General features: G+C 61.3%; 14 protein-coding genes, 1 other RNA gene and 1 pseudogene. 5 read left to right on the forward strand and 11 right to left on the reverse strand.

Features of this window, described 5'->3' with window-relative positions; all coding sequences use genetic code 11:
• Window positions 1–59: 59 nt before the first annotated feature.
• Window positions 60–1,442 (forward strand): oxygen-independent coproporphyrinogen III oxidase, encoded by a 1,383-nt coding sequence (hemN, locus tag HZ99_RS08115; protein ID WP_038442257.1) that lies wholly within the window; start codon window positions 60–62, stop codon window positions 1,440–1,442.
• A 6-nt stretch (window positions 1,443–1,448) separates the two neighbouring features.
• Here hemN and HZ99_RS08120 read toward each other — a convergent pair whose 3' ends face one another.
• Window positions 1,449–1,919: a hypothetical protein gene (locus HZ99_RS08120; RefSeq protein WP_038442258.1), complete on the reverse strand. Its 471-nt coding sequence runs from the start codon at window positions 1,917–1,919 to the stop codon at window positions 1,449–1,451.
• Between the two features lie 154 nt (window positions 1,920–2,073).
• Between HZ99_RS08120 and fnr the strand changes: the two genes are divergently transcribed.
• The gene (gene fnr / locus HZ99_RS08125; protein WP_032863348.1) at window positions 2,074–2,808 is read left to right on the forward strand and encodes a fumarate/nitrate reduction transcriptional regulator Fnr; all 735 of its coding nucleotides are present in this window, start codon (window positions 2,074–2,076) and stop codon (window positions 2,806–2,808) included.
• A gap of 90 nt (window positions 2,809–2,898) precedes the next feature.
• Complete coding sequence (locus HZ99_RS08130) at window positions 2,899–3,447, forward strand: adenine phosphoribosyltransferase (RefSeq protein WP_038442261.1); 549 nt, start codon at window positions 2,899–2,901, stop codon at window positions 3,445–3,447.
• A gap of 110 nt (window positions 3,448–3,557) precedes the next feature.
• Here the strand turns inward: HZ99_RS08130 and HZ99_RS08135 are convergent, their stop codons facing one another.
• The 5 genes from HZ99_RS08135 to dnaX form a co-directional block, all read right to left on the reverse strand.
• The gene (locus HZ99_RS08135) at window positions 3,558–4,706 is read right to left on the reverse strand and encodes an acyl-CoA dehydrogenase family protein (RefSeq protein WP_038442263.1); all 1,149 of its coding nucleotides are present in this window, start codon (window positions 4,704–4,706) and stop codon (window positions 3,558–3,560) included.
• Window positions 4,707–4,885: 179 nt separating this feature from the next.
• A complete protein-coding gene (gene recR, locus HZ99_RS08140; RefSeq protein WP_038442265.1) occupies window positions 4,886–5,488 on the reverse strand; it encodes a recombination mediator RecR in 603 nt (200 codons plus the stop codon).
• Between the two features lie 58 nt (window positions 5,489–5,546).
• Window positions 5,547–6,572, reverse strand: coding sequence for an NADP-dependent oxidoreductase (locus HZ99_RS08145; RefSeq protein ID WP_038442267.1), 1,026 nt, complete (start codon window positions 6,570–6,572; stop codon window positions 5,547–5,549).
• 142 nt (window positions 6,573–6,714) lie between these two features.
• Window positions 6,715–7,053: a YbaB/EbfC family nucleoid-associated protein gene (locus tag HZ99_RS08150; protein WP_038442269.1), complete on the reverse strand. Its 339-nt coding sequence runs from the start codon at window positions 7,051–7,053 to the stop codon at window positions 6,715–6,717.
• A gap of 66 nt (window positions 7,054–7,119) precedes the next feature.
• Complete coding sequence (gene dnaX, locus HZ99_RS08155; RefSeq protein WP_038442270.1) at window positions 7,120–9,171, reverse strand: DNA polymerase III subunit gamma/tau; 2,052 nt, start codon at window positions 9,169–9,171, stop codon at window positions 7,120–7,122.
• A gap of 134 nt (window positions 9,172–9,305) precedes the next feature.
• Between dnaX and HZ99_RS08160 the strand changes: the two genes are divergently transcribed.
• Window positions 9,306–10,064, forward strand: a complete 759-nt coding sequence (locus HZ99_RS08160; RefSeq protein WP_038442272.1) for a substrate-binding periplasmic protein — start codon at window positions 9,306–9,308, stop codon at window positions 10,062–10,064.
• Here the strand turns inward: HZ99_RS08160 and HZ99_RS08165 are convergent.
• The 3 genes and pseudogenes from HZ99_RS08165 to HZ99_RS29530 form a co-directional block, all read right to left on the reverse strand.
• A complete protein-coding gene (locus HZ99_RS08165; RefSeq protein ID WP_038442274.1) occupies window positions 10,040–11,734 on the reverse strand; it encodes a putative bifunctional diguanylate cyclase/phosphodiesterase in 1,695 nt (564 codons plus the stop codon). The two genes, HZ99_RS08160 and HZ99_RS08165, sit on opposite strands and share 25 nt — an antisense overlap.
• Window positions 11,735–11,752: 18 nt before the next feature.
• The gene (locus tag HZ99_RS29525) at window positions 11,753–12,673 is read right to left on the reverse strand and encodes a methyl-accepting chemotaxis protein (protein WP_404942452.1); all 921 of its coding nucleotides are present in this window, start codon (window positions 12,671–12,673) and stop codon (window positions 11,753–11,755) included.
• Window positions 12,674–13,036: 363 nt separating this feature from the next.
• A pseudogene (locus tag HZ99_RS29530) lies at window positions 13,037–13,318 on the reverse strand (PAS domain-containing protein); the annotation flags it as partial.
• Between the two features lie 459 nt (window positions 13,319–13,777).
• Here HZ99_RS29530 and HZ99_RS08175 point away from each other — a divergent pair.
• Complete coding sequence (locus HZ99_RS08175; protein WP_032863355.1) at window positions 13,778–14,092, forward strand: helix-turn-helix domain-containing protein; 315 nt, start codon at window positions 13,778–13,780, stop codon at window positions 14,090–14,092.
• A gap of 339 nt (window positions 14,093–14,431) precedes the next feature.
• On the opposite strand, the gene ffs is transcribed toward HZ99_RS08175, so the two are convergent.
• An RNA gene (gene ffs, locus HZ99_RS27680) (signal recognition particle sRNA small type) lies at window positions 14,432–14,528 on the reverse strand.
• Window positions 14,529–14,754: 226 nt separating this feature from the next.
• Window positions 14,755–15,918 carry a zinc-binding metallopeptidase family protein gene (locus HZ99_RS08180; RefSeq protein ID WP_038442276.1) on the reverse strand — a complete coding sequence of 388 codons (1,164 nt, stop codon included), beginning with the start codon at window positions 15,916–15,918 and terminating at the stop codon, window positions 14,755–14,757.
• Window positions 15,919–15,927: the final 9 nt, after the last annotated feature.

Below are 15,927 nucleotides of genomic sequence, written 5' to 3' on the forward strand. Positions count from 1 at the left end.
GATGACCGCCCAGCCATGCCCCTAGACTCGGCCCACTAGCCATTCCGGGGAACGCCCGCATGCTCGACGCCATTCGTTGGGACACTGATCTGATTCATCGCTACGACCTGGCGGGGCCGCGCTATACCTCCTACCCCACCGCCGCCCAGTTCAACAGCCAGGTCGGCACCTTCGACCTGCTGCACGCGCTGCGCGACAGCCGCAAGGCCGTGCGCCCGCTGTCGCTGTATGTACACGTGCCGTTCTGCGCGAACATCTGCTACTACTGCGCCTGCAACAAAGTCATCACCAAGGACCGTGGCCGTGCCCAGGCCTACCTGCAACGCCTGGAACAGGAAATCCAACTGGTGGCCTGCCACCTGGACCCCAACCAGCAGGTGCAGCAACTGCACCTTGGCGGCGGCACACCGACCTTTCTCAGCCACGACGAACTGCGCCAACTGATGGCCCAATTGCGCCGTCACTTCAACTTGCAGGATGACGATTCCGGCGACTACGGCATCGAAATCGACCCACGGGAAGCCGACTGGGCCACCATGGGCCTGCTGCGCGAGCTGGGCTTCAATCGTGTCAGCATCGGCGTGCAAGACCTGGACCCTGACGTGCAACGGGCGGTCAATCGCCTGCAAAGCCTGGAAGAGACGCGGGCGGTGATGGATGCGGCGCGCACCCTGCAATTTCGCTCGATCAATATCGACCTGATCTACGGCTTGCCCAAGCAGACACCGGAGCATTTCGCCCATACGGTGGCCGAGGTCATCAGCCTGCAACCCGATCGCCTGTCAGTGTTCAACTACGCCCACCTGCCGGAACGCTTCCTGCCCCAGCGGCGAATCAACAGCGACGAGCTGCCAGCCCCGGCCGATAAGCTGCAAATGCTGCACAACACTATCGAGCAATTGACAGCCGCCGGCTACAACTACATCGGCATGGACCATTTCGCCCTGCCCGACGATGAACTGGCCATCGCCCAGGAAGAGTCGACCCTACAACGCAACTTCCAGGGCTACACCACCCACGGCCATTGCGATTTGATCGGGCTCGGCGTCTCGGCCATCAGCCAGATCGGAGATTTGTACTGCCAGAACAGCAGCGACTTGAATCACTACCAGAACGCCCTGGCCGGCGCACAACTGGCAACCAGCCGGGGCCTGCTCTGCACCGCGGACGATCGCCTGCGACGGGAAGTGATCCAACAGTTGATCTGCAACTTGCGCCTGGACTTCGAGAACATCGAGCAAGCGTTCACCGTGGACTTTCGCGGCTACTTCGCTGAAGTCTGGCCGCAACTGCAAGTGATGGCCGACGATGGCCTGATCGAACTCGACGCCCTGGGAATCCGTGTGCTGCCCGCAGGGCGCTTGCTGGTGCGCTCGGTGTGCATGGTGTTCGATGCCTACCTGGAACAGCAGAATAAGCAGCGATTTTCACGGGTGATCTGACGCGGCCTACTTGGCGATCAGCGACGCCGCTTTTACCGCGTCCTCGGCACTCAAATTCTTCATCACGTCGTTCAAGGACGCATAGGCGGAAGTCAACGCGGCCTGCAGGCCGCCCAATGCGGCTTGCACGCCGCCCAGTTTCGCCTGGGCCTGATCCGGGCTCAGGCGCCTGTCAGCCATGATCGCCGTCATCTCAGCCATTTTTTCCGCGATCTGCTGCTTCAACTGGCGGATCATTTTCAGCAGTTTCTGCACGTTCTCGTCCAGCCCGCTTTCTTCGATATCGTTGTTGGCCGCTTTCTCGGCGTTGGCGGCCTTCAGCGACGCCCCGGAAAAGGTCACGCTCACGCCCTCGGCAGGCTTGGTATCACCAAGCGCAGCCGCCTCGGCCTCTACGCCTGCGGCGCTGGTTTTTTTCGGCTCAAGCAACGTCGGCACCGTGGTGCGGGACGGGAGATTACCGTCGATGGAAAGCATAATGTGAGCCTCCAAGCTCTTGGTCGTTAGCAGTCCATCGGCCGCTGTGTAAAATTCTTTATACCCCTGCCGGTTTTTTGTACAGGCTGGCCTGACAGTCCCTCATTGCGGTACCCTTACGTCTTATGTGTGTTTTCCCACAAGGATTTAAGAAATGTCCGAGCCAGTTAAACTGCGCGCTCATAGCCAGGCTCACTGCAAGGATTGCAGCCTGGCACCCCTCTGCTTGCCACTTTCGTTGAATCTGGAAGACATGGATGCGCTGGACGAAATCGTTAAACGTGGCCGCCCACTGAAGAAAGGCGAGTTCCTGTTTCGCCAGGGTGACAAGTTCGATTCCGTCTATGCAGTACGCTCGGGTGCCTTGAAAACGTTCAGCCTCAGTGACAGCGGCGAAGAGCAGATCACCGGCTTCCACCTGCCCAGCGAGCTGGTTGGCCTGTCGGGCATGGACACCGAGATTCACCCCGTGTCGGCCCAGGCCCTGGAAACCACTTCGGTCTGCGAGATTCCGTTCGAGCGCCTGGATGAGCTGGCCCTGCAATTGCCACAGTTACGCCGCCAACTGATGCGCGTGATGAGCCGTGAAATCCGTGACGACCAGCAAATGATGCTGCTGCTGTCGAAAAAAACTGCCGACGAACGGATTGCCACCTTCCTGGTCAACCTGTCGGCGCGCTTTCGCGCCCGTGGTTTCTCGGCCAACCAGTTCCGCCTGAGCATGTCGCGCAACGAAATCGGCAATTACCTGGGCCTGGCGGTGGAAACCGTGTCCCGGGTGTTCACCCGCTTCCAGCAAAACGAGCTGATTGCCGCCGAGGGCAAGGAAGTCCACATCCTCGACCCGATCCAACTCTGCGCGCTGGCGGGCGGCTCCCTCGACGGCTGATCGCCAGACAAGGGGCGCGACACTTGCGGCCAAGCCAACCGGCCAGGCCGCAGGTATACTGCCGAGTCTTTGCTCCCAGGACTCCCGACGATGGCCTTCGACTCCTTCGACATCAAATCCCTGATTCGCCCCGTCATCGACTTCCCCAAGCCTGGGGTGATCTTTCGTGATATCACGCCGCTGTTCCAGTCGCCCAAGGCCATGCGCCTGGTGGCCGACACCTTTATCCACCGGTATGTTGAAGCCGAGTTCAGCCACATCGGCGCGATGGATGCCCGGGGCTTTTTGATCGGCTCAGTGATTGCCTATCAACTGAACAAGCCCCTGATCCTGTTCCGCAAGCAAGGCAAGCTGCCGGCACAGGTGCTGTCGGAGGGCTATCAGACCGAATACGGTGAAGCCTTCCTTGAAGTACACGCCGACAGCCTGTGTGAAGGGGATTCGGTGTTGATGTTCGATGACCTGATCGCCACCGGCGGCACCCTGATTGCTGCAGCCAACCTGGCGCGGCGCATGGGGGCACGGATTTTCGAAGCGGCGGCAGTTATTGACTTGCCGGAACTGGGTGGCTCGCAGCGTTTGGGGGATATGGGAATTCCTACGTTCTGTTTGACGCAGTTTGGGTTGACCGAGCATTAACTGGCGGTGTTTTTACTGGCCTCATCGCGGGCAAGCCCGCTCCCGCATTGGGCCCCGATCTCCTGTGGCAGCGGGCTTGCCCGCGATGAGGCCAGTGAGAACTGCAGCCATTACAAGCCCATCTGCTTACTGATGATTTCGTTCATCACTTCCCGCGTTCCGCCACCAATCGACAGAATCCGGTTATCACGGTACAGCCGCTCCACCAGGCTGCCACGCATGTAACCAAGGCCGCCAAGGATCTGCAGCGCATCGTACGTCACGCGGTCGGCAGTGTCGGTGGCGAGGTTCTTGGCCATGGAAATCTCCTTGATCACACTCTTGCCAGCCGCCATCTTCGCCGCCTGGCGATAGGTGAACTCGCGAGAAACCTCGACCGCCGTGGCCATCTCGGCCAAGCGATGCTTGAGCACCTGGAACTTGCCAATCGGCTTGCCGAAGGCTTCACGCTGGGCGGCCCAGCTCAAGCTCTCTTCCAACGCCAGCTGGGCCGTCATGTTGGCCATCAATGCCAGGGCCAGGCGTTCGCTCTGGAAGTTGCCCATGATGCAGGCAAAGCCCATGTTTTCAGCGCCAATCAGATTGCCTGCGGGCACCTGGCAATGGTCGAAGAACAACTCGGCAGTGTCCGACGCCCACCAACCCATTTTCTTCAGCGGCTGACCGACGGTGAAGCCAGGCGTGCCCTTCTCGATCAACAACAGGCTGATCCCGGCAAAGCCCGGCCCGCCGGTACGCACGGCGACGGTGTAGTAATCGGCGCGCACGCCACTGGTGATGAAGGTTTTGCTGCCACTGACCCGATAACTATCGCCATCGCGCACGGCTCGGGTCTGCAGGCTTGCCACATCGGAGCCGCCACCGGGCTCGGTGACGGCCAGGGCCATGATCTTCTCGCCAGACAAGACCTGTGGAGCCACACGCTCGCGGACATCGGGGCGTGCCCATTTGACGATGGGCGGCAAGCCGATATCCAGTGACCCCAACCCCGCCACCAGGCCGCCGGAACCACAACGCATCAGTTCTTCGCTGGCGGCGACCTTGGCGAACAGATCACCTTCGTGGCTGCCGCCCAGGGCTTCGGGGTATCCGATCCCGAGAATCCCCGCCGCACCGGCCTTGAGGTACAGCTCCCGGGGGAAGTGTTCGGCCTCTTCCCATTGCTCGATGCCCGGCAGAATCTCGCGCTCGACAAAACGACGCACGCTGTCGCGGACCAATTGGTGGCTGGGATCGAAGTATTCCTGATAGGCAGGCATCGGCAAGCTCCACGGAGAGGTGGAGCGAAATTACCAAGCGCTTGCTTGGTTATCAAGCCAAACGCAAAACCAATGTAGGAGCTGGCTTGCCAGCGGTAGCGGTGGGTCAGCTAAGTATCCGTTGGCTGACAAATCGCTATCGCTGGCAAGCCAGCTCCTACAAGGATTTGCGGCGCGGCTTAGAGGGCGATCGGCTTGCGCCCGGCAAACGAGTGCGCCAGGGTCCCGCCATCCACCAGTTCCAGTTCACCACCCAGCGGCACGCCATGGGCGATGCGTGATGTGACCAGGCCTTTGTTACTCAGCAACTGCGCGATGTAGTGCGCCGTGGCCTCACCTTCCACCGTCGGGTTGGTGGCCAGGATCACCTCGGTAAAGGTGCCCTGCTCTTCAATGCGCGCCACCAACTGCGGAATGCCTATGGCCTCAGGCCCCAGACCGTCGAGTGGCGACAGGTGGCCCTTGAGCACGAAGTAGCGCCCGCGATACCCCGTCTGCTCCACCGCGTACACGTCCATCGGCCCTTCGACCACGCACAGCAGCGTGTCGTCGCGACGGGGATCGGCGCATTGCGGGCACAGTTCTTCTTCGGTAAGGGTGCGGCACTGGCGGCAATGGCCCACCCCCTCCATGGCCTGGCTCAAGGCCTGGGCCAACCGCGAGCCACCGCTGCGGTCACGCTCCAGCAGTTGCAGCGCCATACGCTGGGCGGTTTTCTGGCCCACACCCGGCAAGGTGCGCAGGGCGTCGATCAGTTGACGAATCAGAGGGCTGAAGCTCATGGGGCAAAGGTCCGACAAAACAACGAGACGCGGTTTATACCCGCGCCTCGGATAAGCGTCAAATACGCACGACCAACTTGCCAAAGTTGCGCCCTTCCAACAGCCCGATAAAAGCCTCGGGAGCCTGCTCCAGGCCATCGACCACGTCTTCGCGGAACTTGACCTTGCCCTCACGCACCCAGGGCGCCATGGCGCTGATAAATTCGGGATGGCGGTCGCCATAATCGTCGAACACGATAAAACCCTGAATGCGCACGCGCTTGGTCAGCAGGGTGCGTTGCAACGTCGGCAGCCGATCGGGGCCGGTGGGCGCTTCATGGGCGTTGTAACCGGCAATCAGGCCGCACAGGGGAATCCGCGCCTTGGCATTGAGCAGCGGCAACACCGCGTCGAAGACCTTGCCCCCGACGTTTTCAAAATAGATATCCACCCCTTTGAAACAGGCCAGGGCCAATTCTTCGGCAAAATCTGCGCTCTTGTGGTCGATACAGGCGTCAAAACCCAGTTCATCCACCACGTAGCGGCACTTGTCCGCGCCGCCCGCGATGCCGACCACCCGCAGGCCCTTGAGCTTGGCCACCTGGCCGACCACCGAGCCCACGGCGCCGGAGGCTGCCGCAACCACCAGGGTTTCCCCGGCCCTGGGCTGGCCGATGTCCATCAGCCCCATGTAGGCCGTCATGCCGGGCATGCCCAGCACACCAAGGGCCATGGACGGGCTTGGCAGGCCCTTGGGCACCGGGATCAGGTTGCGCCCATCGCTGATGCTATGGCTTTGCCAGCCAGTGGCGCCGACCACCAGGTCACCCACTTCGAACTTGGGGTTGCGCGACTGTTCGATACGGCTCACAGCACCGCCAGTCATCACCTCGCCGATTTCCACTGGCGCCGCGTAGGACGGCGCATCACTCATGCGCCCCCGCATGTAGGGGTCCAGGGACAGGAACAGGGTCTTGAGCAGGACCTGGCCGTCTGCCAGGTCCGGCAGCGCCACACGCTCCAGGCGGAAATTTTCCGGCACGGGCGCACCGTGTGGGCGGGATACCAGGACAATGCGCTGGTTAAGGGTCATGGCTTGGGTCATCAGCGAGGCTCCTTTATATCGGTGATTGAATTCAGCGGTATAGGGTGCAGACAACTGTTGCAATGCAGGCGTTCGATTGTGCCCGACACAAACAAAAATGCCAGGCACAAGGCCTGGCATTTTCAGTTTCACGCTAGCCGCGTCAGAACGGCAGCTTCATGCCCGGTGGCAGTTGCATGCCCGCGGTCATGCCGGACATTTTGTCCTGGCTGTTGGCTTCGATCTTGCGCACGGCGTCGTTGACGGCCGCGGCGAACAGGGCTTCGAGCATTTCCAGGTCGTCTTCGCCGACGCCCGGCAATACGCTTGGGTCGATGCTCACGCGCTTGATGTCGTGACGACCGGTCATCACCACGCTGACCATATCGCCACCGGCTTTACCGGTGACTTCGGCGTTGGCCAGCTCTTCCTGCATCTTGGCCATTTTTTCTTGCATCTGCTGCGCCTGCTTCATCAGGCCGGCCATGCCACCTTTCATCATGGGAATCACCTCAAAAGTACGTGGATCAATACGGCGCCGAACCTACGGGCACGGCGCCTTCAATTATCAGCCCGCTGCAGCCTGGGCTTCGACGGGCTCAATAGTATCGTGGCGCACCACCGCGCCAAACTGCTCCATCATCTGCTGGATGAGTGGATCGGCGTGGATCGACTCCTCGGCCTCACGCTGGCGGTTGAGACGGCGACGGGTCGCGGCCTGGGCCGGGGTTTCCTGCTCGGGCTTGATCAGCTCGATGGTCACCGTCAGGGTGCGTTCGTGGAACTGGTTCAGGGCATCGTTGAGCCGGCGCTGCTGAGTCGCATTGAACAGGGCACTGTGGGCCGGGTCCAGGTGCAACAGCCAGTGATCACCCTCGACTGCGATCAGCGTGCAGTTGGCTGCGATGCTCCCGGTCATGCCGGAGATCGACAATTTCGGGAACAGCTCCAGCCATTGCAGGGCCAGGCCGGTGGCCGGCATCGCGGCCGGTTCCGCCTCGGGCTCGGGCGCAGGCTCGGCGGTGTGCTCGCTGGCGAGATCGTCCAGGTAGCTATAGGCCGAATCCATGTCCGGCTCGATGTAATCTTCGTCCAGCGGCGGCTCGTCATCCAGGTCGATGCCGGGGGTGGCCGCATCCACTTCAGCCATGGTCGGCTCGGGCACGGGGGCCGAGACCCATTCCGGCGCGTCCGGCACCACGCTGTCGGGGGTCGGCGTCGGCATCGGCGTCAACTCAGGCTGCTCGCCGGTGGTTTCCAGCACCGGTTCGACCGCAGGTGCCAGCTCGGCCGCGGCCTCTGCCGGGTCGTTCCACGGCAGATCGACCACAGGCGCGGGCTCAGGCTCGGCAACCGGCTCCGGCGCTGCCACAGGTGCCACAGGCTCATCGGCGACTGGAGCGGGCGTGGCTGTCACAGGTTCCGGCGCAATCACTGGCGCGACGACCGCCGCGCCAGCCACTGGTTTGGCGGAATCAACTGTGGCCTGGCTGATTCCCACTGGCTTTAGCGGCTGTCTCGGCGCGTCGGCGGTGTCTGCCGGGCGGAACGCCAGCATGCGCAGCATGACCATTTCAAACCCGCCGCGCGGGTCGGGTGCCAACGGCAGGTCGCGACGGCCGATAAGGCCCATCTGGTAGTAAAACTGCACATCTTCGGCCGGCAATGCCCGGGCCAGGGCCAACACACGATCGCGGTCGCCATGGCCGTTATCGACGCCTTCAGGCAGCGCCTGGGCGATAGCGACACGGTGCAGCACATTGAGAATTTCCGAGAGCACGCCATTCCAGTCCGGGCCCTGTTCCGACAAATGGCGGACAGCTTCCAGCAAGGCCTTGGCATCGCCTTCGATCAGCGCATGCAACACGTCAAAGACCTGGCCGTGATCGAGGGTGCCAAGCATGGCACGCACATCGGTGGCCATGACCTTGCCTTCGCCGAAGGCAATCGCCTGGTCGGTCAGGCTCATGGCATCACGCATCGAACCATCGGCGGCACGGCCCAGCAGCCACAGCGCGTCGTCTTCGAACGGCACGTTCTCCACACCCAGCACGTGTGTCAAATGCTCGACCACCCGCTCGGGGGTCATGTTCTTCAGGGAGAACTGCAGGCAGCGCGACAAAATCGTTGCAGGAAGTTTCTGAGGATCGGTGGTGGCCAGGATGAATTTAACGTAGGGCGGCGGCTCCTCCAGGGTTTTCAACAGGGCGTTGAAGGAATGGCTGGAGAGCATGTGCACTTCGTCGATCAGGTAGACCTTGAAGCGCCCACGGCTAGGGGCATACTGCACGTTGTCGAGCAGTTCGCGGGTGTCCTCGACCTTGGTACGGCTCGCGGCGTCGATCTCGATCAGGTCGACAAAACGCCCTTCGTCGATCTCCCGGCATACCGAGCAGGTACCACAGGGGGTCGAAGTGATACCCGTCTCACAGTTCAGACACTTGGCAATGATCCGTGCAATGGTGGTTTTGCCCACCCCGCGCGTGCCGGTGAACAGGTAGGCGTGGTGCAACCGCTGGCTGTCCAAGGCATTGATCAGAGCCTTGAGCACATGGGTCTGGCCGACCATTTCGCGGAACGAGCGCGGGCGCCATTTACGTGCAAGAACCTGATAACTCATCGAAAACCGTCGCAACTGGGAAGCGGAAGCCCGTAATGCTAGCGGAGCAGGGGGGAAATTGCATCCGGCACGCTCGCCTAATCTGACTAAGCTGGTATTGGCTTGCCCTTCAAAGGGCTGATCCCGGAGAGTTTATGCGCGTAGTCCTGGGCGCCTTATGGATGGTCACCACACTGAGCATGGCGGCGCCGACCCCGTTGCGCTTCGCCATTTCCGACAGTTGGGCCATGCCCATGGTGCAGATCGAGGGCGGCCAGCCGACCCAGGGCATCTTGTATGACTTGATGTTAAGCCTGGCGACCCAGGTCGGCCATCCGGCGCAGTTCCAGGTACTGGCCCGGGCCCGTATCGCCCCGGCGATGGAACATGGCGAAATCGATGTGCGCTGCTACGTCGCACAAGCCTGGCTCAACAATCCGTCAGGCGATTACGCCTGGAGCATTCCGCTATGGGTGCAACGCAATGTGCTGGCCAGCGCCCATATACCGCCGCTGTCGGTGAACGTGGCGAAACTGGCGACACAGAACATCGGCACAGTGCTCAACTACCGCTACCCGACCCTCGAGCCGCTGTTCGCCAACGGCCAACTCAAGCGCGACGACGCCCGCAGCGAGGAGCAAGTGCTGCACAAACTGGTGGCGGGACGCTTCAAGTACGCGGTCACCACCGAATGGACCCTGGAGCGCTTCAATCAGCAATTGCCCGTGGGGCGAAGACTGCACGCTGTCGCTGTGATCGAAGAGCAGAGCCTGGGCTGCTACGTGCGCAACGACCCATCCCTCCCCGTCCGGCGCATTTTACGCACGTTGCTGCGTATGAAAACGTCCGGAGAGGTCGACGAAATCATCAAGCTCTACACCGGACGGTCTCAACCCTCAGCACCGTCGCCATAGGCGGGCAGATCAAAACCGGCAACCCAGGCCGGCACCTCGACAGCCGGCATAGGCTGGGCGAAACAGTAACCCTGGGCCACTTCGCACCCCATGCGCAGCAACAGTTGACCATGCTCCAGTGTTTCCAGGCCCTCGGCGATCACCTCGCGGCCAAATGCCCGGGCCAGGCCGATTACCGCCTGGGTCAGGGCCAGATCGTCCTTGTCGTGGAGGATGTCGCGCACAAACGACTTGTCGATCTTGATGGTCTGGGTCGGCAGGCGCTTGAGGTAGCTGAGGGACGAATAGCCAGTACCAAAGTCATCCAGGGAAAACCGCACCCCCAGCGCCTGGCAGGCCGCAAGGTGCTCGGTGACCCGCTGGATATGGTCGATGGCCACCGACTCGGCAATCTCCAGGTCAAGCATGTGCGGCGCGACGTCGGGGTGCTGGGCCAGCAGCTGTTGCAGGCGCTCGACAAAATCCGCGCGCTGGAAATGCCGCGCCGCGATGTTCACGCTGACCGGCCAACAATGCCCGGCTTCTTGCCATTGGCGCATCTGCGCCAGTACCTGGTCCATGACCCACTCGCCGACATCGACGATCAGGTCGGTCTGCTCGATCAAGGACAGGAAGTCCTTGGGCGATACCAAGCCGCGGATCGGGTGCTGCCAGCGCAGCAATGCCTCGAACCCCACGACCTCGCGGCGGCGCAGGTTAATCTTGGGATGGAAGTGCAGGCACAACTCCCCCGCCGCCAGGGCCTGGCGAATCTGCTGCACGGTCTGATGGGTGGCCTTGACCTCCTGCTCCAGGGACACGTCAAACAGTTGGTAGCGGTTGCGACCACTCTGCTTGGCCACATACATCGCCTGGTCGGCATGGCGCAGCAGGGTATCGGCATCCTCGTCATCCAACGGGAACAGCGTGACGCCAATACTGGCAAACACGTTGATCTGCGCCCCCAGGATCGAGTAAGGCTCGGAAATGGCCGTGAGGATGCGCCGCAACGCGCGGTTCAACTCCTCGGCATCGCGCACGTAGCGCAGGATCAGCACGAACTCGTCACCGGCAAGCCTGGCGACCACATCTTCGCCACGGATGATGTCACGCAGGCGACTGGCCACCTCCACCAGCAACAGGTCGCCAGAGGCATGGCCGTAGCCGTCGTTGACCGCCTTGAAGCCGTCCAGGTCGAGCATGCACACCGCCAGGGGGATATGCTCGCTGCGGGAAAACTCCAAAGACTGCACCAGCAATTCGGAGAGGTAGGCGCGGTTGGGCAACCCGGTCAGCACATCGTGGCCGACCCGCCATTGCAAGGTCTGCAGCAACTGGCGCTTTTCGCTGACATCAAAACGAATCGACACGTACTTTTGCACCTTGCCGGTACGCTCATCGACCAACGGCACCATGGTGCTGTCGACCCAATACAACGAACCATCCTTGGCGCGGTTGCAGATTTCCCCGCGCCAGACCTTACCCTCGGTGATGGTGCGCCACATCCCCTGGAAAAATCCGGCAGGATGCAGCCCGGAACTGAGGATCCGGTGGTTGCGTCCCAGCAACTCGTCGCGGCTGTAGCCGGACATGCCGCAGAATTGGTCGTTGACGTAGGTGATGCGGCCGGTGAGATCTGTCTCGGAGAAAATGGCGGCGGCATCCACGGCCCTGCGGTATTTCTCGTCCATGAATGAGGCTCTAGGTGGCTAGCGGTTGAACCGCTCGACCAGGGCACGCAACCCGGAAGAGATGCTTTCAAGTTCCCGGCCACGGGTGACTGCAGCGTTGGCATTGCCCGCTGTCTTTTGTACCGTGGCCGCGACGTTATTGATCTGTTGTGAAACATCCTCTGCGACGTGGGATTGTTCCTGTGAGGCTGCAGCCATTTGCTGACTCATGCCGGTAATGCGTTCCACCGCCTGGCGAATGCCCAGCAGTGCCTGTTGCGCTTGCAAGACCTGCTGCACGCCCTGCTCGGCTTCGTGAATGCCGGTACTGGCAATTTCAACGGCCTCGTCGGCTCCGGCGCGCAGATTCTGGATGATGCCCTGGATCTGCTCGGTCGACTCACGGGTCTTGCCCGCCAGCGCCCGCACTTCATCGGCCACCACGGCAAAGCCACGCCCCTGCTCGCCGGCCCGCGCCGCTTCGATGGCGGCATTCAGGGCCAGTAGATTGGTCTGGTCGGCGATGGCCTGGATCATGCTGGCGGCCACGCGAATTTCCTGGGTCTGGCCAGCCAAATGACCCACCGCCTGGTTGATCTGGGTGACGGTGGCCGCCAGCAACTGGATCGCCTCACGCGTGGTGCCGACCACCTGGCTGCCGTGCCCGGCCAGGTCATTGGCGGTGCGGGCTTCGCTGGCCGTCTGCTGTACATGCGTCGCCACTTCGGCGATGGACGCTGCCATTTCGGTCATGGCAGCGGCAGTCATATCGGTTTCAGCGCGCTGTTCCAGCAGCGCCGACTCGGTATTCCCCGACAACACGCTGGAATCGGTGGCCGCCTCGGCCATCTGGGTGGCCAGATCACTGAGCCGTGTGAGGGCAGTTTTCAGGCGCGCCTCTTCACTGATCAGGATCATCTCCAACTGCGCGGCCGGACCCAGCGCATCGCTGTAGGTCATAGCGCTGATGGGGTCGGAAAAGGTAGTGGGCGTGTGTTCGACAATTTGCTTGAGTTGCTGCCCCAGGCGCAGGTGCGCCCAGGCACCCAGGCCGAGAAACAGCAGCGCGGTCGACGTCTGCGCCCAGCCGGTCGGCAGCCATTGCACTGCGCCACCCGCAACCACCGCCGCCAAGGCGGGTACGACCAGCGCATTGCCGACCTGGCCCAGACGCTGCTGCAACGAAACCGCAGAACGCCCGGCACGCAAACGGGTGTAGAGCGCTTCGGCACGCCGGACCTGCTCGCGGGTCGGCTTGACCCGCACCGACTCATACCCTACCAGCCGCCCTTGTTCGAGAATCGGCGTCACATAGGCGCTGACCCAATAGAAATTGCCATTTTTGCAACGATTCTTGACCACACCCATCCAGCTCTGGCCGGCCTTGAGGTAACGCCACATCAGTTCAAACACAGCGGGCGGCATGTCCGGGTGGCGCACCAGGTTGTGGGTACTGCCGATCAACTCGGCCTGGGTAAAGCCGCTCATGGCAGCAAACTCGGCGTTGCAGTAGGTTATGTGGCTGTTGATGTCCGTCGCGGAAATCAGCCGTTGCTGCTCCCCGAAAGTCTGTTCAACAGTGGTGACCGGCAAATTGACGCGCACTTTAAAGCTCCATGGACAGCATTCGATCTACCGCTCCGGGATCGGGTAGATTCCGGCAGGTAGAGGGGTATTTCCAGACGGCTAAACCGTCAATCGGCTGGCTGGCCCCATTCGGCAGCCAAACCAGGTTTTGCCCAGCACCTGACCTTCGATTTGACGAAGATCAACTAGGCTTTAATTCGAGCGTCTGGTGTGAAAGGCAGGCGTTGCATGGGCACGCAAGGGCGAGCCTGGCGCTGCGGCCAAGCCACTGTTTTGCAACTACCTTTATGAAAGTGAGGAGAAAGCAATGATTTCCTGTTTCATAAAGCTGCCCTGTGAAACGACACCGCCAAATACTTGTCCTAAACGCCGATTCTACGAATTACATCACATTTTGCAAGAAAAGGTGATGGTGCGTGCCGTTGCCTAATGCCAATATTTATCGTTAAGTTCTTGATTCTAAATGGGAATTGAGCGATGCAAATTTCAAGTTTGGGTCCAGCCATCAGGCGCTACCGAAAGGTAGCGGGGCTTACTCAGGCTGAACTAGGTGAGAAAACCGGTTTTGACCCCAAAACCATCAGCCGCTTCGAAACCGGCACCTATACACCCAGCGTTGACGCTCTGTTCTTGTTTGCGGAGGCTCTGGGAGTGAAGCTGAAAGTCTTTTTTGCCGATCTGGGCGATGAAGACGAACAGCGCGCTTATCTGTTCGGTGTCATTCATAAGGCCACCCCGAAGGATCTGGGAAAGCTGATAGCGGCGGTAGACCAGGCCTTGTCCAAGCCTTAGAGCTCGCACGACATAACAGAAGCAGGCCGCTGATGCTGCCTGCCCTTAGCCTCCAGACATGATCCGACCGGACAGCCCCTCCCTGACAGGCGCTGGGCAACGCCTTTTGTCAGCACACCGCGCGGGTCGCCGATGACGCTGCCGGCAAGATCGGCACCTGCGCGCACGCTCTTCAACCACAGCCAAAGCTGATCGCCAAACACGAAAACGCCGCGAGAAATCGCGGCGTACGGATGCTTTGCCCCACAGCACAATAGGCAGGGACAAGCGAAAACGCTAACGCATTGAAAGTTGATGCAAACAGGAGGGGGATTGCGAAGGAGAGCGTTATGGAGGCAACCCCACCAGCCACACCCCGGCACACAATGTTCCCGCTGTGGCTGCTTCCTTCCGGATCTGACCAGGTTCACGGGTAATCGTTGCGGGGGGACCGATGGGGTCACCATAACGACACTGGCCTCTCGGCAAGCGGGGCCATTGTACCGATCTCATCGGAAGTTACAACCGTTGGTGCAGGATTAAAAATCTTATGAGGTTCAAGTACTTGTCTGCGCTGGCGGTACATGCCCCCTCTCTACTGTAGGCGCTGGCTTGCCAGCGATGGCGGCCTGGCGGTTATCACACCGATGCCTGGCATACCACTATCGCCGGCAAGCCAGCGCCTACAGCAAGACGGCTTCGTCGACCCGACCGCCCTCCTCCTGGATGACCAAGTGAATGAAATGCAACTTGGTGATCACCGCCGGGGGGAGTACAAACGGGTAGAAGTCCGGCTGCCCCATGCTGCGGGACAGCTCGTTGAGCATGCCGGCCAATTCGATCCACGCGTTGACGAACGACAGGAACGCCGCCCCGCCTGGGTGCTGCGGGTCATAGAGGGTAGTCAGGGGGAATGGCTGGTAATCCAGGTCCATCTCCCGCGCACTCATGCCAAAGCCCAGGGCGGTATCGACGGCGTCCATCATGTGCAGGTAGTGAGCCCAGGTTTCTGCCCAGTCTTCCCAAGGGTGCATGGTGGCGTAGGCGCTGACGCAGGTTTGCTGCCAGTCCGGGCGCGGGCCGTGCTGGTAGTGCCGGTCGAGAGCGTCGGCGTAGCTGGCGCGTTCGTCGCCGAACAGGTTGCGAAATGGCTCAAGCCAGTGGCTGTTGGCAATCAGGCGATCCCAGTAATAGTGTCCGACTTCATGCCGGAAATGGCCGAGCAAGGTGCGGTACGGCTCACGCATCTGCACGCGAATTTTCTCACGGTGCTCGTCGTCAGCCTCTTTGATATCCAGGGTGATCAAACCGTCGGCATGTCCAGTGGTGGGGGCATTGCCTTCCAAGTCTATTCCCACGAAGTCGAAAGCCAGGCCGGTATGTTCATCGACAGACTTGGGGATCACCTGCAACCCCAGGCTGATCAATTGCGCCACCAGCCGGCGCTTGGCGGTTTCAACTTTGCGCCAGCGCTCGGGGTTTTCCGGGACCGACAGGTCGGGGATGGTGCGATTAAGGCTGCACGCCACGCACAGCGATGCAGTGCCGTGGGCCGGGACCAACCAATTGCAGGCGGCCGGAGTGTCGAGGTTGGTGCAGCGACGGAAGGCACCGGCGTCAAGGTTGTCGTCCTGTAGCCAGGTATCGACGACGGGCCCCGGCTGCAGGGACGACAGCCGGCTTTGCCAGGGCAAGTAGCCCAGCCGCGCCGAACAGGCCAGGCATTGGCTGTTGCGAAAGAACAGAGATTGCCCGCAACGGCATTGCCACACCTTGCTGTTGCGCGAAGTCCCGGCCATGAACGGTGCAGCGATGCGCGAACTGAGTTGCTCGAAATAGCGGAACATGGCGATCTC

It is taken from the genome of Pseudomonas fluorescens (genome assembly GCF_000730425.1).
Classification (GTDB): Bacteria; Pseudomonadota; Gammaproteobacteria; order Pseudomonadales; family Pseudomonadaceae; genus Aquipseudomonas; species Aquipseudomonas fluorescens_X.